The organism is Planktotalea sp., assembly GCF_018607965.1.
In the GTDB taxonomy this organism is placed as follows: Bacteria; Pseudomonadota; Alphaproteobacteria; order Rhodobacterales; family Rhodobacteraceae; genus Planktotalea.
In genome coordinates, this window is record NZ_JABBAM010000085.1 from 1,450 (window position 1) to 21,723 (window position 20,274).

18 protein-coding genes and 2 pseudogenes are annotated in these 20,274 nt (G+C 52.6%); 5 read left to right on the plus strand and 15 right to left on the minus strand.

Annotated elements, in window-relative coordinates:
- The first annotated feature begins 73 nt into the window (after window positions 1-73).
- The 3 genes from lipA to tsf all read left to right on the plus strand — a co-directional run bounded on the left by lipA (window position 74) and on the right by tsf (window position 2,929).
- Window positions 74-1,018 carry a lipoyl synthase gene (gene lipA, locus QZ279_RS08215; protein ID WP_293449899.1) on the plus strand — a complete coding sequence of 315 codons (945 nt, stop codon included), beginning with the start codon at window positions 74-76 and terminating at the stop codon, window positions 1,016-1,018.
- 192 nt (window positions 1,019-1,210) lie between these two features.
- The gene (rpsB, locus tag QZ279_RS08220; RefSeq protein ID WP_293449880.1) at window positions 1,211-1,981 is read left to right on the plus strand and encodes a 30S ribosomal protein S2; all 771 of its coding nucleotides are present in this window, start codon (window positions 1,211-1,213) and stop codon (window positions 1,979-1,981) included.
- Between the two features lie 72 nt (window positions 1,982-2,053).
- A complete protein-coding gene (tsf, locus tag QZ279_RS08225; protein WP_293449882.1) occupies window positions 2,054-2,929 on the plus strand; it encodes a translation elongation factor Ts in 876 nt (291 codons plus the stop codon).
- A gap of 596 nt (window positions 2,930-3,525) precedes the next feature.
- Here the strand turns inward: tsf and QZ279_RS08230 are convergent.
- The 3 genes and pseudogenes from QZ279_RS08230 to QZ279_RS08240 all read right to left on the minus strand — a co-directional run bounded on the left by QZ279_RS08230 (window position 3,526) and on the right by QZ279_RS08240 (window position 6,127).
- Window positions 3,526-4,229, minus strand: a pseudogene (locus QZ279_RS08230) (LuxR family transcriptional regulator).
- A 57-nt stretch (window positions 4,230-4,286) separates the two neighbouring features.
- Window positions 4,287-4,703, minus strand: coding sequence for a type II 3-dehydroquinate dehydratase (aroQ, locus tag QZ279_RS08235; RefSeq protein ID WP_366513907.1), 417 nt, complete (start codon window positions 4,701-4,703; stop codon window positions 4,287-4,289).
- Between the two features lie 200 nt (window positions 4,704-4,903).
- Entirely contained in the window at window positions 4,904-6,127 is a 1,224-nt protein-coding gene (locus QZ279_RS08240; RefSeq protein WP_293449900.1) for an acyl-CoA dehydrogenase, read from the minus strand.
- 106 nt (window positions 6,128-6,233) lie between these two features.
- On the opposite strand from QZ279_RS08240, the gene QZ279_RS08245 reads away from it, so the two are divergent.
- Entirely contained in the window at window positions 6,234-7,151 is a 918-nt protein-coding gene (locus QZ279_RS08245) for a LysR substrate-binding domain-containing protein (protein ID WP_293449885.1), read from the plus strand.
- Between the two features lies 1 nt (window position 7,152).
- Here QZ279_RS08245 and phoB read toward each other — a convergent pair whose 3' ends face one another.
- The 11 genes from phoB to QZ279_RS08300 all read right to left on the minus strand — a co-directional run bounded on the left by phoB (window position 7,153) and on the right by QZ279_RS08300 (window position 17,622).
- Window positions 7,153-7,842 carry a phosphate regulon transcriptional regulator PhoB gene (gene phoB, locus QZ279_RS08250; protein ID WP_293449886.1) on the minus strand — a complete coding sequence of 230 codons (690 nt, stop codon included), beginning with the start codon at window positions 7,840-7,842 and terminating at the stop codon, window positions 7,153-7,155.
- 4 nt (window positions 7,843-7,846) lie between these two features.
- Entirely contained in the window at window positions 7,847-8,563 is a 717-nt protein-coding gene (gene phoU, locus QZ279_RS08255) for a phosphate signaling complex protein PhoU (RefSeq protein WP_293449887.1), read from the minus strand.
- Window positions 8,564-8,567: 4 nt separating this feature from the next.
- On the minus strand, window positions 8,568-9,329 hold the full coding sequence (gene pstB, locus QZ279_RS08260) for a phosphate ABC transporter ATP-binding protein PstB (RefSeq protein WP_293449888.1): 762 nt from the start codon (window positions 9,327-9,329) through the stop codon (window positions 8,568-8,570).
- An 11-nt stretch (window positions 9,330-9,340) separates the two neighbouring features.
- Window positions 9,341-10,666 (minus strand): phosphate ABC transporter permease PstA, encoded by a 1,326-nt coding sequence (gene pstA / locus QZ279_RS08265; protein WP_293449889.1) that lies wholly within the window; start codon window positions 10,664-10,666, stop codon window positions 9,341-9,343.
- Complete coding sequence (gene pstC, locus QZ279_RS08270; protein WP_293449890.1) at window positions 10,663-12,126, minus strand: phosphate ABC transporter permease subunit PstC; 1,464 nt, start codon at window positions 12,124-12,126, stop codon at window positions 10,663-10,665. The genes pstA and pstC overlap by 4 nt, the downstream gene beginning before the upstream one ends.
- 63 nt (window positions 12,127-12,189) lie before the next feature.
- Entirely contained in the window at window positions 12,190-13,227 is a 1,038-nt protein-coding gene (locus QZ279_RS08275; protein ID WP_293449891.1) for a substrate-binding domain-containing protein, read from the minus strand.
- Window positions 13,228-13,342: 115 nt separating this feature from the next.
- Window positions 13,343-14,374: an ATP-binding protein gene (locus QZ279_RS08280; protein WP_293449892.1), complete on the minus strand. Its 1,032-nt coding sequence runs from the start codon at window positions 14,372-14,374 to the stop codon at window positions 13,343-13,345.
- Between the two features lie 3 nt (window positions 14,375-14,377).
- Window positions 14,378-15,562 (minus strand): PLP-dependent transferase, encoded by a 1,185-nt coding sequence (locus QZ279_RS08285; RefSeq protein WP_293449893.1) that lies wholly within the window; start codon window positions 15,560-15,562, stop codon window positions 14,378-14,380.
- The gene (locus QZ279_RS08290) at window positions 15,555-16,085 is read right to left on the minus strand and encodes a gamma carbonic anhydrase family protein (protein WP_293449894.1); all 531 of its coding nucleotides are present in this window, start codon (window positions 16,083-16,085) and stop codon (window positions 15,555-15,557) included. The genes QZ279_RS08285 and QZ279_RS08290 overlap by 8 nt, the downstream gene beginning before the upstream one ends.
- Window positions 16,082-16,726 carry a guanylate kinase gene (gene gmk / locus QZ279_RS08295; protein ID WP_293449895.1) on the minus strand — a complete coding sequence of 215 codons (645 nt, stop codon included), beginning with the start codon at window positions 16,724-16,726 and terminating at the stop codon, window positions 16,082-16,084. The genes QZ279_RS08290 and gmk overlap by 4 nt, the downstream gene beginning before the upstream one ends.
- Before the next feature lie 5 nt (window positions 16,727-16,731).
- Complete coding sequence (locus QZ279_RS08300; protein ID WP_293449896.1) at window positions 16,732-17,622, minus strand: YicC/YloC family endoribonuclease; 891 nt, start codon at window positions 17,620-17,622, stop codon at window positions 16,732-16,734.
- 401 nt (window positions 17,623-18,023) lie between these two features.
- Here QZ279_RS08300 and QZ279_RS08305 point away from each other — a divergent pair.
- A pseudogene (locus QZ279_RS08305) lies at window positions 18,024-18,622 on the plus strand (PAS domain-containing protein).
- A 66-nt stretch (window positions 18,623-18,688) separates the two neighbouring features.
- Here QZ279_RS08305 and QZ279_RS08310 read toward each other — a convergent pair.
- Window positions 18,689-20,056: a class II 3-deoxy-7-phosphoheptulonate synthase gene (locus tag QZ279_RS08310; protein WP_293449897.1), complete on the minus strand. Its 1,368-nt coding sequence runs from the start codon at window positions 20,054-20,056 to the stop codon at window positions 18,689-18,691.
- Between the last annotated feature and the right edge of the window lie 218 nt (window positions 20,057-20,274).

The window sequence follows — 20,274 nt, forward strand, 5'->3', positions numbered from 1 at the left end:
CGATGTGTACTGGCTGTTAATCGAAAATGTGTTAAGTGTCGGAAATTCTCACTTCCCAGCGAGGGCTGTCCACATGCGTGACCTTAAAATTCCTGACCAGCGCCATCCAGAAAAAGCGCATCGTCCTGACAACGCACAGCCTAAGAAGCCGTCTTGGATCAGGGTCAAAGCCCCCACCGGCGATGGTTATAAGAACACGCGCAATATTCTACGCGAAAACAAACTGGTTACAGTTTGCGAGGAAGCCAGCTGCCCGAACGTGGGCGAGTGCTGGAACCAAGGTCATGCGACTATGATGATCATGGGCGATATTTGTACGCGCGGTTGTACGTTCTGTAACATCGCAACAGGTAAGCCTGACGTGTTAGACGCGTTCGAACCGGGCAGGGTGGCACATGCGGTTGAAACACTGGGGCTGAACCACGTTGTAATCACATCTGTGGATCGTGATGATCTGGCGGATGGCGGCGCGGAACATATCGCCCAAACCATTCGTGCTGTGCGTCATCGCGCACCAGACACGACGATCGAAGTGCTCACACCTGATTTCTTGAAATGCCCTGTCAGCGCGTTAGAGGCGGTTGTTGAAGCACGTCCAGACGTGTTCAATCATAACCTCGAAACAGTGCCGGGCCTTTATCCGACAGTACGCCCCGGCGCGCGTTATTTTCATTCTCTGCGGCTTTTGCAGCAAGTCAAAGAAATGGACCCGACGATTTTCACAAAATCGGGCATCATGGTTGGTCTTGGTGAAGAGAAACAAGGCGTGCAGCAAGTTATGGACGACATGCGCGCGGCTGACGTGGATTTCTTAACCATTGGTCAGTACTTGCAGCCCACGCCAAAGCACCACGGCGTTGCACGGTTTGTAGAACCTGATGAGTTCAAAGCCTACGAGAAAGCAGCGTGGGGCAAGGGATTCCTGATGGTCTCTGCAACGCCTTTAACGCGTTCTTCTTACCATGCGGGCGACGATTTCGCGCGCTTGCGAGATGCTCGGGCGGCAAAACTGGGCTGAACGTACTATTTTTCTAGAAAAATTGCAGACACCGCGCCAATGCGTCTTGCGCCCTCATCAAGCCCGTTCTATACGCGCGCTACTAAATCCCGCAGGTGGGGATGGGCTCTCGTGGGAGAAATCCTCGAACAGTCCGCCGGTTGAGCATTCGCTCATGACCCCACCGAGGCGAAACCGGAAAAGGAAAACGACATGGCTCTACCAGAGTTCACCATGCGCCAACTGCTTGAAGCAGGCGTACACTTCGGCCACCAAACACCACGTTGGAACCCGCGTATGGGTCCATTTATCTATGGTGCGCGTAACGGCATTCACATCATGGATCTCACGCAAACTGTTCCGATGCTCGACGCAGCGTTGACAGCGATCCGTGATACAGTTGCAAAAGGCGGTCGTATCTTGTTCGTTGGAACAAAGCGCCAAGCCGCACAGCCAATTGCAAACGCAGCTGAGCAGTGTGCACAGTATTACATGAACCACCGTTGGCTCGGCGGCACGTTGACCAACTGGAAAACTGTTTCCCAGTCCATCAACCGCCTCAAGTCTATCGACGAGAAGTTCGAGACAGGCTTTGAAGGTCTGACCAAGAAAGAGCGCCTCGGCATGGAGCGCGATCAGGGTAAACTTCAGGCGTCCCTCGGCGGTATCCGCGAAATGGGCGGTGTTCCTGACCTTATCTTCGTTATCGACGTTCGTAAGGAAGCATTGGCCATCGCGGAAGCAAACAAGTTGGGAATTCCCGTTGTTGCGATCGTTGACACCAACTGTTCCCCAGACGGTATCGATTACATCATTCCAGGCAACGACGACGCGGCACGTGCAATTGCATTGTATTGCGATCTCGCAGCTCGCGCAGCGCTTGACGGCATGTCCGCAGCACTTGGTGCGGCTGGTGTTGATCTGGGCGCGATGGAAGAAGCAATGGCAGAAGACGTCCCTGCGGACGCTCCTGCAGCTAGCTAATCCACGCATCTTTTCATGGGCAGGGCAGTCGGCCTGATGCCCCCGTACTTCCCTCTTTCAAGGAGACACAAAATGGCAATCACAGCAGCCATGGTGAAAGAACTGCGCGACACATCCGGCGCAGGCATGATGGACGCCAAGAAGGCGCTCACAGAAGTTGACGGCGATATGGAAGCAGCAATCGATTGGTTGCGCACCAAGGGCCTCGCGAAAGCAGCAAAGAAATCTGGTCGTACGGCGGCTGAAGGTCTTGTTGCAGTTCAGGTTGGTGGCGGCAAAGGTGTTGCTGTTGAAGTGAACTCTGAAACTGACTTTGTTGGTAAAAACGCAGAATTCCAAGAGATGGTTAGCGGTATAGCTGATGTTGCAATGGGCGTTTCTGATACAGAATCACTCGAAGCAGCAGACATGGGCGGCAAATCTGTCACGGATGTTCTTAACGCTAAGATCGCGACAATCGGTGAAAACATGTCTTTGCGCCGTATGGCCGTTGTTGAAGCGACTTCTGTTGTTTCCTACGTTCACAACGCGGCAACTGCAGGCATGGGTAAAATCGGTGTTCTGGTTGGTCTTTCCGCAGAAAACGAAGCGTTCGGCAAACAGATCGCGATGCATATCGCAGCTGCAAACCCAGCGGCGTTGTCCGAAGCTGATCTAGACCCAGCAGTCGTTGAGAAAGAAAAGAACGTTCAGATGGACATCGCACGCGAGTCCGGCAAGCCGGAAGCAGTGATCGAGAAGATGATCGTTGGCCGCATGAAAAAGTGGTTGGCCGAAAGCACACTTCTTGGGCAAGCGTTCGTTGTGAACCCTGACCTGACAGTTGCAGAAGCAGCTAAGGAAGCTGGCGTCGACATCACCGCATTCGTGCGTCTTGAAGTTGGCGAAGGCATTGAAAAGAAAGTAGAAGATTTTGCAGCCGAGGTTGCAAAAACTATGAAGGGTTAATCCTTTCTAACTTATTAGCGCCTACAACGCCGTGCAATTCAGATTGCGCGGCGTTTTTTTGTGTCGAGCTCGGGCAGAGTGCTCTTGCTAAGATCACGACGTACACATGCAACCATTTTGATCTATGAATGTTTCAAATCGGCACCCCACGGGTTTTTGCTTATTATATCTATAGGTGTCAGTTCGCCAAAGCCATTCAACGCGGTGCATGCTTTTCTTGTTTGGTTACTCTGTTGGTCTGAACGTCTCACATTGCAGTACGGGCGTGCGACATAAAAAGGCGGCGTAATCCGAGGGGGATACGCCGCCAAAAGTTATCGCCTACCCAGTCATGGGGATGAGGCAGACTGGCAATAGGTCCGGCCAACCGGAGTAAAATTCACCACTTGACCGGTTTTGGATTGCTCCAAAAGAAGAGAAAGAGCCTTAAAATAAAAGGTTTTCTCCTCAAAGTTCCTAGGCTAAAGCCACCACTCACAGAATAAGATTACCATAGGTCATCTATGAAATTAGAAAAAGTACAGGATTCCGTACCTCGTGTGAATTAACGATAATTTCACGGGCGAGATAAAAGTGCTTTAAAGTATTGGATGACGTCAAATGGGATCAACGATGAACATTTGGTTCTGGAACGCAGCCTTCAACACAGCTTGCGCCGTCGTTTCAACGCTCAAAACATCATGCGTAAGCCTAAGGTGCTTTTCCACTGTAGCGCCTGTTAGCCCCATAAGCATTGCGATATCTTGCGTCGTCTTGCCATCACCGACCCATTCAAGCGCTTCGCGTTGCCGATTGGTCAAAGGACGTCCGACACGCAGATGGGCAGGGTCAGGATTTTCAGATGAGCCACATTGTTCATCAAGATTATATCGTTTCCGTGCTCTTTCCAGATCGCATCAGCGCCGGCCTGATCTAAACCTTCACGCACTGTCAAAGCAATGGCCCCCTTAGAGCGTGAAGTGATCGCCTTGAAACTAATAGAGTATCCAGCAAAAACGTCGTGTTTCATGTTGATTTAAATAGTTTTTTTCTCATTTTCGGTCAGCGTTTCGCGGGTCATTTCATCCCAGAGATACCCCCAACTGCATGCACCATCGTTGTTCAGGGCCCAACGGACCATTGGCGCGCGACGATACAGACCATTCCCAATGAATTACTTCATATACTCTGGAGCATGGTTGGTCAGCAAAACAAAATCGTCGGGATCTCCCATGGACGTCTTGGACATGAAATGTGAAAATCCGTAGATAATCCGATCAAATCCGTACTCAGCCATCTTGGCTGTGTGCAACGTCCACAGCGCTTATGCCGTTTGCGCGGCTGTCAGTTCTTCTAAATAGGTACGAAGGTCAGTCATCTAATCAACAAGATGAAGGCGAAGTGCATCAAGCGCCATTAGGTAACCCTGAGCCCCAAATCCAGCGATCTGACCAAGGGCTACAGGTGCAATATAAGAATGATTGCGAAACGGCTCGCGCGCATGGATGTTGCTTAGGTGAACTTCAACACACGGAACCTCGACAGAGGCGAGCGCATCATGGAGCGCCACAGAGGTATGCGTATAGGCACCGGCGTTTAGAATAATGCCATCGTGATCCGTTTTGGCAGCGTGGATCGCATCAATCATTGCGCCTTCGTGATTGGACTGCACGAAACTCATCTGTGCATCCGGGTCGTGTGTGCGACACATCTGTTCAATGTCTGCCAAGGTTGTCGCACCGTAGACATCGGGCTGACGTGTCCCAAGCAGGTTTAAATTGGGGCCGTTTAGCATCAATACGCGCATTTGAATTCATTCACTTTTGTTAAGCGTTAGTTTTGCGCATAGTTCATCGGACTGTCCAGTAGGGAAACACCTAAATTCATTGGGTTTTCCTCACATCTTTATATTACATAATACTGATTATACGCATTACCGATGTGTATTTAGGGAAAGCAAGAGAACCTCCCTCGCATTGCCTAAACCCTAATTTCCTAGAAAAACGCCTGCAGCCCAGTCTGTGCACGACCCAAGATAAGCGCATGAACATCATGCGCTCCCTCGTATGTGTTCACAGTTTCTAGATTAACCATGTGACGTATCACGTTGAATTCTAATGAAATACCATTGCCTCCGTGCATATCACGCGACATGCGTGCGATGTCCAAGGCCTTGCCACAGTTGTTGCGCTTCACAATCGAAATCATTTCCGGCGCAGCCCGCGCTTTGTCCATCAAACGACCAACTTGCAGGCTTGCCTGTAGTCCAAGCGCGATTTCGGTTTGCATATCTGCAAGCTTTTTCTGGAAAAGCTGCGTTTGCGCCAAAGGCTTGCCGAACTGCTTGCGATCCAATCCATACTGGCGCGCACCGTGCCAGCAGAACTCTGCCGCACCCAGAACGCCCCAGCTGATCCCGTAACGCGCACGGTTCAAACACCCGAACGGACCCTTCAGACCCTGAACATGTGGCAGCAACGCATCCTCGCCCACCTCAACGCCGTCCATGACAATTTCGCCTGTGATCGACGCGCGCAGGCTCATCTTGTTGCCAATCTTCGGTGTGCTCAGACCTGTCATGCCTTTCTCAAGCACAAAACCGCGGATCTTGCCGCCGTGCTCTTCAGACTTTGCCCAGATCACAAACACATCCGCGATAGGGCTGTTAGAGATCCACATCTTCGATCCCGTCAGCTTGTATCCCGTTGCCGTCTTGACCGCGCGTGTCTTCATGCCAGCCGGATCAGAGCCCGCATCCGGTTCGGTCAGACCAAAACATCCGATCCATTCACCCGACGCAAGTTTCGGTAAATACTTCATGCGCTGCGCTTCTGATCCATAGGCATAGATTGGATACATCACCAATGACGATTGCACGGACATCATAGATCGATAACCACTGTCCACACGTTCGACTTCGCGCGCGACCAAACCGTAGCTTACGTAGCTGCCACCTAGCCCGCCGTATTCTTCTGGGATCGTCGTTCCAAGCAGGCCCATTTCACCCATTTCGCGGAAGATTTCTGGGTCAGTCTTTTCATCACGGAAGGCTTCCAACACGCGTGGCGCTAATTTTTCTTGCGAATATGCGCGTGCACTGTCGGCAATCATGCGTTCATCTTCTGATAGCTGATCTGCCAAGCGAAAAGGGTCATCCCATTGGAAAGTGCTTAGATCAGGTTGGTCTTTCGCACGCATGCTCGGTTTTTCTGATGACATATCGTTCATTTTGCTCTCCAAAGACATTCAAATTTGGACCAAGTATAGACTGAAAAGACAATCAACGCTAACAAGACTGTCTCGCTAGTTCATGAGTTTTTAGAATATGCCTGCACGATCTCTTCCCAGACGATATCTCCCCTCGCTTGCATCACTGCGCGCACTTGAAGCGCTCGACAGGCTTGGAACGGCCACGGCTGCTGCAGAGGAATTGTCATTGACCCAAAGTGCAGTGAGCCGCCAATTACAGGTCCTCGAAGATCAACTTGGCGCATCGTTAATCCTGCGTAATAAACGCCGCATGCTTATGACCGACGCGGGCAAGCGGTATGCCAGTGAAATTCGCGCAGCCTTGTCCCAAATCACGCGTGCTTCAATGCAGCTTCATGTGCACCCAGGCGCTGGCGGTCTCAGCCTTGCGATTTTGCCAAGTTTTGGGATGCGTTGGCTGGTGCCACGCCTTGCGCATTTCGCGACCTTGCATCCCGATGTAACGGTCAATCTTTCCACACGGCTTAACGTTGTAGCATTCGATACGGAACCCTTTGATGCAGCAATACAATATGGCAACGGGCATTGGCCCAACTGTCAAAGCCTGCTTTTGCGATATGAAACGTTGATTCCAATTTGTTCGCGTGACTTACTGAAAAATGGTCCCGTCAAAACGGCATCGGATCTAAGCTCCCTGCCCTTGTTGCACATTCAAACCCGCCCGAATGCATGGAACACTTGGCTTACCCAAAACGATGCACCACCGCCAAAAACATCAGGTACGCAGTTTGATCAATTTTCGACGATTACCCAAGCCGCGATTCATGGCCTTGGCGTCGCACTTTTACCTGATTTCATTGCTGAACAAGAACTTGCCGCAGGACGCTTAATAAACGCATACGGCGGCGCGACGCGCTCACTAGGGGCGTACTATCTGGTTTGGCCAAATCGAGATGTCTCTTCTCCAGCGCTCGCGTTATTTCGCGACTGGCTTGCGACACAAACAGAAGATGAAGACGGGCTTCCGCGGTAGCCTATCCAAGCGCATACCCTGCCCCGCGCACCGTGCGCACTGGATCGCTTCCTCCGTCGGCCGTCAGAATTTTACGCAAACGTCCTACATGAACATCCACAGTGCGCGTATCAACATACGCATCACGCCCCCAAACACGGTCTAACAATTGTTCACGAGGCCAAACACGACCCGGTTTTTCCATGAAGTGACAGAGCAAACGAAACTCTGTTGGACCAAGTTTTAATTCCAAATTACCGCGCGTGACCTTATGGGTTTCGCTGTCCAGCGTGATGTCCTCGAACACCAATTGCGCACCGACGGCTGCTGCATGTGTACGTCGCAACTGTGCACGCACACGTGCCATCAATTCCTTTACGGAATAAGGCTTGGACACATAATCATCCGCACCCGTTTCCAGCCCACGCACTTTATCAATCTCTTCAGAACGTGCTGAGAGCATGATCACAGGGATAGACTTAGTCTGTGCACTTGATTTGACCTGACGGCACACTTCAATGCCCGACACCCCCGGCAACATCCAATCCAGCACGATGACATCAGGCATTTCTTCAAGGATCAAAAGCAATCCCTCGTCCCCGCTTGCGGCCTGCACAACGCGGTACCCTTCGGCTTCCAAGTTGTAGGACAACACTTCGCGCTGCGCCGCTTCGTCCTCGACCAGCAAAACACAGGGTGGCAGGATACTCATCAGATTACATCTCTGAAATCGACAGATCGGTGGACGATAGATCCCCCTTGGGACGGTTTTCATTGGGGGTTTCACCCGTCACCAGATACACGACTTGTTCGGCAATATTGGTCACCAAATCGCCCATGCGTTCGGTGTTCTTCGCTATGAAATGCAAGTGCATACAAGGCGTGATATTGCGCGGATCTTCCATCATAAACGTCAGGAATTCGCGAAACAAACCATTGTACATTTGATCTACGTCCGCATCTTGCTGGATCACGCTCATTGCCAATTCTGCGTCATGCTGCACGTAAGCATCCAGCACGTTTTTCAACATCCCCTGCACTTCGCGCGCCATGCGCCGCAATGATGTCTGGCTGCCTGCGACTTCGGGCAAGCCCGCGAGAACATTTGTGCGTTTGGCCATGTTTTTTGCGTAATCGCCAATACGTTCCAGCGCAGCACTGATCTTGATGACCGAGAGGATGAGGCGCAAATCAATCGCGGTCGGCGCACGCAAAGCAATCACGCGCGCGGCTTCCTCGTTGATCTTTTCTTCCAGTTTATCAATCGCCTTATCCCCAGCACGCACCTTTTCAGCCAACTCCAGATCGCGTGTTTCTAGTGATTTAGCAGCGTCCAAGATCGCCGCTTCCACCATGCCACCCATTTTCATGATCTGTGCTTGGATTGCCTCAAGATCGCGATCAAAGGCCGATGAAATATGAAGATTGCTCATGTGTTTATCCAATCCGTCCAGTGATGTAGCTTTCCGTGCGTGGATCGCTGGGTTTGGTGAAAATCTGGTTGGTGTCACCGTATTCGACCAAACTACCAAGATGGAAGAACGCTGTATTCTGTGACACGCGCGCCGCCTGCTGCATAGAGTGCGTGACGATCACCACTGCATAGCTTTGGCGCAGCTCCTCAATCAATTCCTCAACCTGCGCGGTTGCGATTGGATCCAGCGCCGAACACGGCTCATCCATCAGCAACACTTCAGGTTCGGTTGCGACGGCGCGCGCGATGCACAGGCGCTGCTGCTGACCACCAGACAGGCCAGTACCGGGTGCAGTAAGGCGATCTTTCACCTCGTCCCAAATCGCCGCGCGGCGCAGCGATTTTTCGACGATTTCATCAAGATCCGTTTTTGAGCGCGCAAGCCCGTGAATACGTGGGCCATAGGCGACGTTATCATAGATCGATTTTGGGAACGGGTTTGGCTTTTGAAACATCATCCCGACCTTGGCGCGCAGCTGCACGGGATCAACGCGGCGGTCATAGATGTCTTCGCCGTCGATCAGGATATCGCCCTCAACACGGCAAATATCAATCGTGTCATTCATACGGTTCAGACAGCGCAGAAACGTAGATTTCCCGCAACCAGACGGACCAATAAAGGCTGTCACGGTCTTGTCTTTGATCTGCACATCCACATCTTTGATCGCGTGGTTGTCGCCGTAATAAACCTGCACTTTGCTGGCAGATATCTTGATATTATCCATGTCGTTATTCCCTACCAGCGACGCTCAAAGCGGCGGCGCAAGATGACTGCAATTGTATTCATTGTGACCAAGAAAGCCAAAAGGATGATGATGCCGCCCCATGCGCGTTCGTAAAATGCGGGGTCTGCACGTTTGGCCCATTCATAGATTTGCGCTGGCATGGCGGAATTCGGATCAAGCAATCCGCTGGCCACTGAGTCGGGCGCATTAGATGCAATAAAGCCGATCATACCGATCAATAAAAGCGGTGCAGTTTCGCCCAAAGCCTGTGCAAGGCCGATTATTGTTCCAGTTAAAATCCCCGGTGCCGCAAGAGGCAAAACGTGATGAAACACTGATTGCATCTTGGACGCGCCAACCCCAAGCGCCGCATCGCGAATGCTGGGCGGGACTGATTTTAGCGATGCACGGGTCGAGATGATGATTGTCGGCAATGTCATCAGCGTCAGCACCAAACCACCGACTAGTGGCGCGGATTGAGGCAGGTGCATGTAGTTGATGAAGACCGCCAGACCCAAGATACCAAACACGATGGATGGAACAGCCGCGAGGTTGGAAATGTTCACCTCGATAATATCCGTGATCCAGTTCTTCGGCGCGAATTCCTCTAGATAAATCGATGCAGCAACGCCTATGGGCAATGCCAGCGCAAGAACAACTATCATCATAAAGAACGACCCCATCATCGCGACGCCCATTCCCGCCGCCTCGGGACGTTGATCAGAGGCGTCTGCACCAGTGATAAAGCTGAGATTAAAGCGCTTTTCGATGATACCAGACATGACCAATGCATCCACCAGATCAAGCTGGTCAGCATTGATGCTTTTATCGTCCGCAATGCTTTCGCGCGTCACGCGGCCCTTGAGATAGCCATCGACGCGGGAATTGGCGAGGAATGTGAATTCAACCGTTTCGCCGATCTTATCGGTATTCGTGATTACGAAATTGCGCAGATCTGCGGCAGCGCTTTTAGACAACAGCGCGGCCTTCTTCTTGGCCTTCAGATCGCTTTCGATCCCGTTCCCGGCCAGTGCGTCCTCCATCGCTTGCGCCATCAAAGGTGCATAACCAAAGGTCGATACCTTCTTAATCTTTTCCAGGTCACGCTCGCCAGATTTGTCGAGCTTGCTTTCCAGTAAAGGCACGTTCAGCGTGATAAACGTTTGCTGGAACGCACCCAGACCGTTGTTAAAGATCGTGACCAACAGCAAGACCAGAATGGCCAAGCCAGCACCAATTGCGCTCAGGCCGTACAGTCGAAACCGCGTCTCTGCCGCGTTGCGTTTCTGTGTGCGCGCGTCCGGCTTCAAAAGCGATGTTTTCACGGGGGTGATCATTCGTACTGCTCCCGATACGTGCGCACGATGTGGAGCGCGACAATGTTTAGGCCCAGCGTAAGCACGAACAATGTCAGGCCAAGCGCAAAGGCGACAAGGGTTTCAGGGCTCGCAAAATCACCGTCGCCTGTCAGCTGGCTTACGATCCGCGTGGTGATTGTGGTCATCGCATCCAAGGGGTTCAGGGAGAATTTGGCAATCGCCCCTGCCCCGAGAACCACAATCATCGTCTCGCCAATGGCGCGCGACGCAGCCAGCAGGATCGCGCCTACGATACCGGGCAATGCGGCTGGGATCACAACTTGGCGGATGGTTTCAGATTTCGTCGCACCAAGGCCAAGTGAGCCATCGCGCATCGATTGGGGAACTGCGTTGATAATGTCGTCAGACAGCGACGACACAAAAGGGATCAGCATGATACCCATCACAAGACCCGCCGTCAGCACAGCGTTTGTACCACTCATCCATTCTACACCTAAAACGCCATCTGTGCCGAAGGTGCGCAACAGCAAAGGACCAACAGTCAATAAAGCAAACAGGCCGTAAACGATGGTGGGAATGCCAGCCAAAATTTCGATCAACGGCTTGGCAATGCCACGTGTTTTCCGCCCAGCATATTCGCTAAGGTAGATCGCGGCGAACAGACCGATTGGCACAGAGACAAGCAACGCGATGATTGAAATGTAGATCGTTCCCCACAACAACGGCAGGATCGACAGGTCACTGTCACCGCGAAAATTTGGGGCCCATTTGCCGCCCAAGAAGAAGTCTTTCCACGAATGCAGCCCGAAGAAATTGCGCGTCTCAAACAGCATCGACAGCACAATGCCGACGGTCGACAAAATGGCGAGGGATGCGGCCGCTATCAAAAGAGCAAGGACGACTTTTTCAACCACGTTGCGCGCGCGAAACTCTGGTGCGATCTTTGACAAAGCGGCGCCAAGACCAAGCACCGCGAGCCCTAAAACAATCACCATACGCCAAAAATGACCCAACGCATCCAACGTGCGATAGGTCTGCGCTGCGTTTAAAATTTCCGGTGCCACATCACTGCCGAGTGCGACGCCAATACCGGCCAATGTTGTGCGCACTTCAGGTAGCACGCTGGCGGCCTCAATATTGCTTAACACACCCTGCTCAACCGCAAGGCTAAGACCGTTTGAAACACGGCGCACATCGCTCATCACCAACGAAAGGGTGCCTGTGTCGTCCGCCATTTCGGATGGGATCATTGACACAACAGTGCGATCAATCAACACGGGCTGCGCGACCAGCCAGACCACCAAGACGCCAAGCGCTGGGATCAGCGTGCTAAGTCCGACAAAACCACCGTAGTATTTAGGGAGAGAGTGCAGCGCACGAATGTCACCACCCGCACTGCGCAGCGCGTAAGCGCGCCCAAGCCAGACACCGAGAACGGCCAACGCCAAAACGATCAGAGTGAGCCAAAGTGCGGGCATAATACCTCCAAAACTCGGGGAATGAGTGGCGAAGATCGCAAAGACCCGCGCCACTCCAATTGCTTACATGTTTAGGTCAAGAACAGTCTCGTCAGCAACCAACTCTTGCGTTGCGCCCAGCTCAGGATCGGCAACCAAACCGTATTCCGCCAAAGGACCATCTTCGCCCGCGATTTCATCTAGAACGAAGAATTCAGTGAAGTCCTTCAAGCCAGGAATGACACCAATGTGCGCTTTTTTGATGTAGAAAAAGAGCGGTCGTGACACGGGGTATTCGCCTGTTGAAATACTTTCAGCGGATGGAACGACACCCGACACCGTCGCGACCTGCAGCTTGTCTGTGTTGTTTTCGTAGAACGCCAGACCGAAGACGCCGATGCCATTTTTGTTGCTCTCGATGCGCGCCAAAGTTTCGGTATAATCACCGTCAATATCCACGGACACACCGTCTGTGCGCAAGGAAATACAGGCCTTTCTGGCTGCTTTCTTGTCGCCGCCTGCCGCGTCTTTAAACGCCTCAAACGCGCCGGTTTCTTCGCAACCCGCTAGGATTACTTTCTCTTCAAAGACTTCGCGCGTACCGTGTTTGGTGCCGGGGATGAAGGCTTGCAAGGGCTGCGCGGGCAAGTCTGCGTTGATGTCTGACCAAGTCGCGTTGGGGTTGTCCACCAACGCGCCGTCCACGAGGATTTGATCGCTAAGGGCCAAGAACCAGTCTGAAGGAGTATATGCAAAGCTATTCCCACCTTTTTCGGACGCGAACACAATGCCATCATAGCCGATGCGCACTTCGATAATGTCGCTCACACCTGATGCTACGCAGACTTTTATTTCGCTTTCCTTAATTTGGCGGGACGCATTTGCAATATCGATCGTATTTTCGCCCACACCTTCGCAGAACCGCTTAAGACCTGCGGAAGAACCGCCTGATTCAACGACCGGCGTCGGGTAGTCAAAATTCTCGCCGAACGCCTCGGCCACGATGGACGCATAGGGTAGCACGGTGGATGAGCCTGCGATTTGAACCTGATCGCGCGCGGCTGCGGCACTGGCCACGGCGCTGATCGCCAAAGCTGAAACGGTAAGTTTTGTGAAGGACATATCTGTCTCCTGTTTCATAAACGTAGGCTTTTGGTACGTGTCTTGAGACATGGTTTTGTGACAGGTTTGTAAAAGTTTAATGACAAAGTGGTTTATGCGTCGGGTATATTTTCGACTACATCTTCGCGCTTGGTAAATACACTGTAAATTCAGCGCCTTGTCCGACAGCGCTTTTCACATCCATGCGCCCGCGATGACGCGAAATAATGTGTTTAACAATCGCTAAACCAAGCCCGACCCCACCCATTTCGCGGCTTCTGTGACTATCAACTCTGTAGAATCGCTCGGTCAGGCGTGGAATGTGAATCGGATTGAATCCAGCGCCTGTATCGCGCACAGAAATCCGGACAGCGTTTTCGCGAAGGCGTGCATCATAGAGCGCGGGCGCACTGGCAAGCGTTACCGCAACGCCCTCGCCCCCATATTTCAGTGCGTTCTCGATCAGATTGGTAAAGACTTGGCGCAATTGATCCGTGTCGCCGAGAAGTATTTCGTTAGACTTTAGCTTAAGATTTATCGATGCGTTTGTTTCTTCGGCTTTACGGCCCAAGCGATGGGCAACCGAGGCAAGCAACTCATCTAGCGTAACGCGTTCACTTGGGCGCCGCTGGCTTTGCGCCTCGACCCGGCTTAGGGACAGAAGATCATCCACCAAACAGTTCATCCGCGCGGTTTCATCCGCCATGATGGCGAGGAACCGTTCGCTCGCTTTGCGATCATCCTTTGCAGGACCTTGCAAGGTCTCGATAAACCCCATCACAGATGTCAAAGGCGTGCGCAGTTCATGGCTAACATTGGCCACAAAATTGCTGTGCAGTTGTGCCGATTTTTCAATTTCGGTGATATCGTTCAATGTAACCAACACACCCTTGATACCATCGGTTAAACAAGCACAGCGAAGGTCAAACTTAATTTCACCCTCGCCCAAGAAGTGCGTGGTTTGGGTTTGCTTGTCTTTGATGCATTGTTCTATCGCTTGCAAAACATCCGGTTGCCTTAATGCGGTGATATAATTACGGCCCGTAAGCCCATCACCTAAAACATTAATTGCCTTTTCATTAGATACTATAACACGATCATCTCCACCAATCACCAGCGCCGCCAAGGGCAGCGCTTTGATCAGCGTTTCGATCTGCACAAGTGACATGCGCTAGACCTCGGTCGCGGCCTGTACTGCCTGCGTGAACACGGCGTTCAAGGCCGCGCTCTCTTCAAGCCCTACAGAGACCCGGAAGAACCCTTCGGTCATGCCGAGTGCTTCGCGCGCTTCAGGCGTCAACGCACGATGCGATGAACTGGCCGCATGAGATAGCGTCGTGCCCACATCCCCAAGCGTTGGCGCGAATGCGATCCCTTCTGCACCGCGCGCCAAAGCATTGGCCGCAGCGCGACCACCCTCGACTTCAAAGCTAACCATATTGCAACCTTGCCCGCCTAAAATAGCATCGGCGCGTACATGATCGGGATGATCCGCGCGCAACGGGTAGATCACGCGTTTAACCCCTTCGAGTGTAGCAAGATGATCCGCAAGCGAGACAGCGTTGGCTTGAGCCCGTTCAAAACGTAGATCAAAGGTCGCAAGGCCGCGCTCAGCCAGCCAGCAATCAAACGGGCTGGCCGTCATGCCCGTCGTCACCGCAAAATCGTAAATCTTCTTTTGCATCACCGCATCCTTGGCCGCGACATAGCCCAAGGTCACATCAGAATGGCCAGCAAGCAGCTTGGTCACAGAATGAATGACCACATCTGCGCCGTTTTCAAACGGCTTGTAGGCGCGCGGCGTGGTGAACGTATTATCTACCATCAACGTGATGCCCTTGAGCGCGCAAAGCTTTGCGATGCCGTCCATGTCCGCCACGCGCAGCGTGGGGTTGGAGACGACTTCAACCAGGACAGCTTTGGTATTTGGCCGTATCGCTTTTGCAAACGCGTTCGCATCGGTTGGGTCTGCAAGCGATGTTTCAATCCCAAAGCGCGGCAAATCTTCTTTCATCAAGCGCAAAGAGCGCCCATAGAGTTGATCGCCCCCAATCACATGATCACCCGCGCTGAGCGTTCCCGCCAAAGCCGCGAAGACGGCCGACATGCCGGAGGACGTCACGATGCCGCCTGTTACGCCCTCAAGCGCGTCAATGCGTTGTGCAAGAACAGACGCATTCGGGTGACCTTCGCGTGCATAGGTAAACCCCTGCTCGCGCCCTTCGTACTGTGCATCCAATTCGTCTGGTGTGCGCGATGCAAAGGCGACGGCTGTACTTAGCGGTGTCACGATGGGACGGCTAATGCTGTCGGGTGCTCCAACAGGGCGGATCAATGTTTCTTTGGAATTACGCATCAGGCAAAACTTTCAATTCTGCGCGAAACCGGCGCATGTTGTCTTGGTAATGGACCGCCGACGCCTTCAGGCCAGCAATCGCCTTTTCATCAAGTTGGCGCACGACTTTTCCAGGGACACCCATCACAAGCGATCCATCGGGGATTTCTTTGCCCTCCGTTATCAGGGCCCCCGCGCCGATCAAGCAATTCTTGCCGATCTTGGCACCATTCAAGATGGTTGCCCCCATGCCAATCAATGAGTTTTCACCGATTGTGCAGCCATGCAGCATAACCTTGTGACCAATCGTGCATCCCGCGCCAATTTCTAAGGGATAACCTACGTCCGTATGCATCACTGTGTTTTCCTGCACATTCGTACCAGCGCCGATGTGTATCACTTCATTATCACCGCGCAGGGTTGAGCAAAACCAGATCGACGCGCCCTGCTCTAGCACGACATTGCCAATCACATTGGCATCAGGCGCGACCCATGTGTCGTCCGCTATTTTGGGCGTAAGAGTGCCAAGGGAAAACAGGCTCATGATGGGTCCTCAAATTGGTTCTGCAATGCACGGACATGTTCGTTCAAGTCGGGCTGCTGCGTGCGGCGCATACGTGTCGCTGAAATGATGGTTTTCAGCTGTTCTTCGGTCTTGTCCAGATCGTCGTTGATCAACACAAAATCATACCCATCCCAATGAGAAATCTCGTCCCAGCTTTTGGCCATTCGACGTTCGATGATCTCTTCGCTGTCTTTCGCGCGGCTAACCAAGCGACGGTGCAACTCAGTGATCGAGGGCGGCAAAAGGAAGATCGACAATGTGTGCTGACCCAAAACAGAATTACGGATCTGTTGCGCGCCTTGCCAATCGATATCGAACAAAACATCGCGTCCCGCCTCAATCGCCTCTTGTACGGGGCCCTTGGGCGAGCCGTAGAAATTACCGAACACATGGGCATGTTCCAGCATGCCACCTTCGCCGACGGCGTTCTTGAAATCGGATTCGTCAATGAAATGATAGTCTTGTCCGTCAACTTCGCCCTCTCGCGGCGAACGGGTTGTGGCCGACACAGAGAACCGCACGTTGTCATCCCACTTACGCAAGCGCCCTGCGAGCGTGGATTTACCAGCGCCTGAGGGCGAGGACAGGATGATCAAAAGACCGCGACGATCAACACTCATAGCCATTACTCCACATTCTGAACTTGTTCGCGCATCTGGTCGATCAGCACTTTTAGCGCCAAACCAATTTCGGTCAGCCCGGCGTTTTGCGCTTTGGAACACAGCGTATTGGCTTCACGATTGAACTCTTGGCACAGAAAATCAAGCTTGCGTCCAACAGGAACACCGCTGGCCATAAGATCACGCGCAGCACTTATGTGGGCATGTAAGCGATCTATTTCCTCAGTCACATCTGATTTCACCGCAAGCACAGCAATCTCTTGTGCAATGCGCGCCTCGTCCATCTCAGCGCGACTGCCCATGACGCGTGCGATGGCGGCCTCAAAGTTGGTGCGCATTTCAGCGGCGCGATCTCCTAGCAAGCCTTGTGCGTTCTTGGTCAGCATCTCGATCTCGTCCAACTGACGTGTCAGCATGCCATCCAGTGACGCACCCTCCGAAGTGCGCATTTCATTAAAGCTGTCCAGCAAAGGCGCGATATCGGCGCGCAGCGCATCCAACAATTCATCGCTTGCTTCGCGGTTCTGCGGCGCGTCCATGACGCCGCGAAAATTCATTACATCGCTGGCGCTGGCTGGCGTCAGGTTTACGCCCGTTTCACCCGCGCGCTGCTCGATCTGACTGATTGCCTCTAAGATACGGTTGAGGGCGTCTGGATTGATCTCAACACTGTTTTCGCCCGCGTCGCGCATGATCTTTAGGTTCAGGGACACCGAACCACGACCGATCACAGCGCTCGCTTGCTTGCGCACATCCGCCTCAAGCACGCTAAGCCAATCAGGCATACGAAAGCGCAGATCAAAGCCTTTGCCATTGACCGAGCGTATTTCCCACCCCCAAGAAAACCCATCGCTACGCCCTGTGCGTGCAGCGAACCCTGTCATGGATGTGAGCATTATGTTGGCCTTTTCATAGTTCGAGCAAATCAATACCTGCACCTAAGCCAACTGCAGAGTAAACCGCAAGTTTCGCCAGCGTCACAATAGCAGTTCAAAGCGCTCTGATTAACCATTCCTTTAGATTTCGCTAAATTTAATCCAAAACCTGCTACGTTAAAGCAAGCGTAACCATCGTTGAGATAGGTTTAAAACTTGAGGCGTGCACGCTCCCAAACTGTCTCGCGCTTCTTTTTGAAAAGGTAACTGTTGTGACTATAGAACGCCCAAAGCATCCAAGCCATGAAAGTGACGCAACAGTTGTAATGTTCGGGCATGAACACGCGACCGATAAACCCGATACATTTCCTGCATGCCGCGATCTTATGGCGTACTGGGATGCGTTGCGCGCGAAACGTCAAATGCCCGCACGTAGTGAGTTTGATCCACGCGGCATCGAGCAATCCCTAGCGTATACCTTTGTCGCCGAAAAAGTCGCCCCAGCGTTGCGCGTATTCGTGTTTCAGGATCGGTTTTAAACGACACTCTAGGAATGGACGTGCGTGGCATGCCAATCACAGCCCTGTTTGATCCGACAGTGCGCGATGCAGTGTCGGAGGCCATACTTGACCTCTTTGCGAACCCCTCTAAACTTGAACTGAATCTAAGTGCCAATCGCAGATTTGGGCGCATCCCGATGCGTGCACGTATGCTTTTATTGCCCATGAGCGATGCAAAAGGCCACGCCAGTCGCTTGGTCGGCTGTCTTGATATCATTGGCGGTCTTGGCAAAACTCCGCGTCGTTTTCAGATGGACAATATGCGCAGTTGCGCGGTTCATGGCGATGCCCCTTTCGCGATTGCAGGGCTTGGCACATTTGAAAATACGCGACCCGACTCTCTGCGCGAACCAAACTACGGTTTTGCAGAAGCCCCAACCCCTTTTCTGTCGCACCGCAATCAATCCCTACAAGGCAAAGCAAAGGCGAGTGGTCTACGCCTTGTCGTCTCTAACGACTAAAACGCAAAACGCCCCGCTTTTGACGGGGCGTTCAACTGGGCGTTTCAAATATCAATTAAGTGGAGATTAGACGGCCTGCGCTTGCGCCGCACCGCGACGCGCGGAGAGTTCTTCAGCAACTAGGAAAGCCAATTCCAAAGACTGGCTGGCGTTCAAACGTGGATCACACGCTGTGTGGTAGCGATCAGACAGATTCTCGTCACTGACAGCGCGCACGCCGCCTGTACATTCAGTCACGTCTTGGCCTGTCATCTCAAAATGCACACCACCGGGGATGGTACCCTCGGCACTGTGAACGCCAAAGAATTCACGCACTTCGCGTAAAACGCTTTCAAACGGACGCGTTTTATAGCCCGTTGAGGATTTAATCGTATTTCCGTGCATCGCATCGCAGGTCCAAAGCACGTTCGCGCCCTCTTCCTTAACCGCTTTGATCAAACGTGGCAGATGTTCAGCGACAGAGCCCGCCCCAAAACGTGCGATCAGGGTCAAACGACCCTCTTCGTTTTCTGGGTTCAGCTTGTTCATCAGAACCTTCAAGTCGTCCGCGGTCGTTGTGGGACCACATTTCAGACCAATCGGGTTTTGAACACCGCGTGCATATTCAACATGCGCACCATCAGGCTGACGTGTTCGGTCACCAATCCAAATCATGTGGCCAGAACCAGCAAGCCACTTGCCAGAGGTGGAATCCAAGCGACACAGGGCCTCTTCATACTCAAGCAAAAGCGACTCGTGTGACGTGTAAAAGTCAACCGTCTTCAAGGACGGTTCGTGATCACTGTCCAAACCAGCAGCCCTCATGAAATCAAGCGCATCGCTGATGCGGTTCGCCATTTCACGGTACTCGGCTGCTTGATCCCCACCTGTGAATCCAAGCGTCCAAGAATGCACTTGATGCACGTCTGCGTAACCACCTGTTGAAAACGCGCGCAGCAGGTTCAGCGTTGCGGCGGCTTGTGTGTAGGCTTGCAGCATCTTCTTGGGATCAGGAATGCGCGCTTCGGGTGTGAAGGCGAGTTCATTGATGATGTCACCGCGGTAGCTGGGCAGCTCGACGCCGTTGATCGTTTCTGTGTTGGCAGAGCGTGGCTTGGCGAATTGACCGGCCATACGGCCAACCTTAACGACTGGCACCTTTGCACCGAACGTCAAAACCATTGCCATTTGCAGCATCACTTTGAACGTGTCGCGAATACCGTCCGCGCTGAATTGTTCAAAGCTTTCTGCGCAATCACCACCCTGCAAAAGGAACGATTCACCGCGTGCAGCGGCTGCCAATTGTTTTTTCAACGTGCGTACTTCGCCCGCAAAAACCAAAGGAGGATAAGCAGAGAGTTGCGCCTCAACTGCGGCCAAAGCCGCCGCGTCGGTATAATCCGGCATTTGGACCCGTGGCTTGATGCGCCAGTCCGTTTTTTGCCAATCGCTCATCTGTCGTCTCCTGAAGAAAAATAGTATGAATTAGCAGTTATACGTCGCTGTTAGCGCTATGACCACCCGCTAATGAAACCGATCTGTCTTGACGGGGATCATATCATGCGCTCAAGGTGAAAATACGCACTTTGGCCCTATTCTGTTTGAGAATCGCCCCTGCGCCAAAATTTACACAGGAACTCCTGACGATGATATCAGATGACGTAAAGGTAGAG

What these genes read in the sequence shown, in the direction of transcription:
- lipA (WP_293449899.1), top strand. Translation starts at nt 74, where the DNA reads ATGCGTGACCTTAAAATTCCTGACCAGCGCCATCCAGAAAAAGCGCAT.
- rpsB (WP_293449880.1), top strand. Translation starts at nt 1,211, where the DNA reads ATGGCTCTACCAGAGTTCACCATGCGCCAACTGCTTGAAGCAGGCGTA.
- tsf (WP_293449882.1), top strand. Translation starts at nt 2,054, where the DNA reads ATGGCAATCACAGCAGCCATGGTGAAAGAACTGCGCGACACATCCGGC.
- aroQ (WP_366513907.1), bottom strand. Translation starts at nt 4,703, where the DNA reads ATGCTAAACGGCCCCAATTTAAACCTGCTTGGGACACGTCAGCCCGAT.
- QZ279_RS08240 (WP_293449900.1), bottom strand. Translation starts at nt 6,127, where the DNA reads ATGTCATCAGAAAAACCGAGCATGCGTGCGAAAGACCAACCTGATCTA.
- QZ279_RS08245 (WP_293449885.1), top strand. Translation starts at nt 6,234, where the DNA reads ATGCCTGCACGATCTCTTCCCAGACGATATCTCCCCTCGCTTGCATCA.
- phoB (WP_293449886.1), bottom strand. Translation starts at nt 7,842, where the DNA reads ATGAGTATCCTGCCACCCTGTGTTTTGCTGGTCGAGGACGAAGCGGCG.
- phoU (WP_293449887.1), bottom strand. Translation starts at nt 8,563, where the DNA reads ATGAGCAATCTTCATATTTCATCGGCCTTTGATCGCGATCTTGAGGCA.
- pstB (WP_293449888.1), bottom strand. Translation starts at nt 9,329, where the DNA reads ATGGATAATATCAAGATATCTGCCAGCAAAGTGCAGGTTTATTACGGC.
- pstA (WP_293449889.1), bottom strand. Translation starts at nt 10,666, where the DNA reads ATGATCACCCCCGTGAAAACATCGCTTTTGAAGCCGGACGCGCGCACA.
- pstC (WP_293449890.1), bottom strand. Translation starts at nt 12,126, where the DNA reads ATGCCCGCACTTTGGCTCACTCTGATCGTTTTGGCGTTGGCCGTTCTC.
- QZ279_RS08275 (WP_293449891.1), bottom strand. Translation starts at nt 13,227, where the DNA reads ATGTCCTTCACAAAACTTACCGTTTCAGCTTTGGCGATCAGCGCCGTG.
- QZ279_RS08280 (WP_293449892.1), bottom strand. Translation starts at nt 14,374, where the DNA reads ATGTCACTTGTGCAGATCGAAACGCTGATCAAAGCGCTGCCCTTGGCG.
- QZ279_RS08285 (WP_293449893.1), bottom strand. Translation starts at nt 15,562, where the DNA reads ATGCGTAATTCCAAAGAAACATTGATCCGCCCTGTTGGAGCACCCGAC.
- QZ279_RS08290 (WP_293449894.1), bottom strand. Translation starts at nt 16,085, where the DNA reads ATGAGCCTGTTTTCCCTTGGCACTCTTACGCCCAAAATAGCGGACGAC.
- gmk (WP_293449895.1), bottom strand. Translation starts at nt 16,726, where the DNA reads ATGAGTGTTGATCGTCGCGGTCTTTTGATCATCCTGTCCTCGCCCTCA.
- QZ279_RS08300 (WP_293449896.1), bottom strand. Translation starts at nt 17,622, where the DNA reads ATGCTCACATCCATGACAGGGTTCGCTGCACGCACAGGGCGTAGCGAT.
- QZ279_RS08310 (WP_293449897.1), bottom strand. Translation starts at nt 20,056, where the DNA reads ATGAGCGATTGGCAAAAAACGGACTGGCGCATCAAGCCACGGGTCCAA.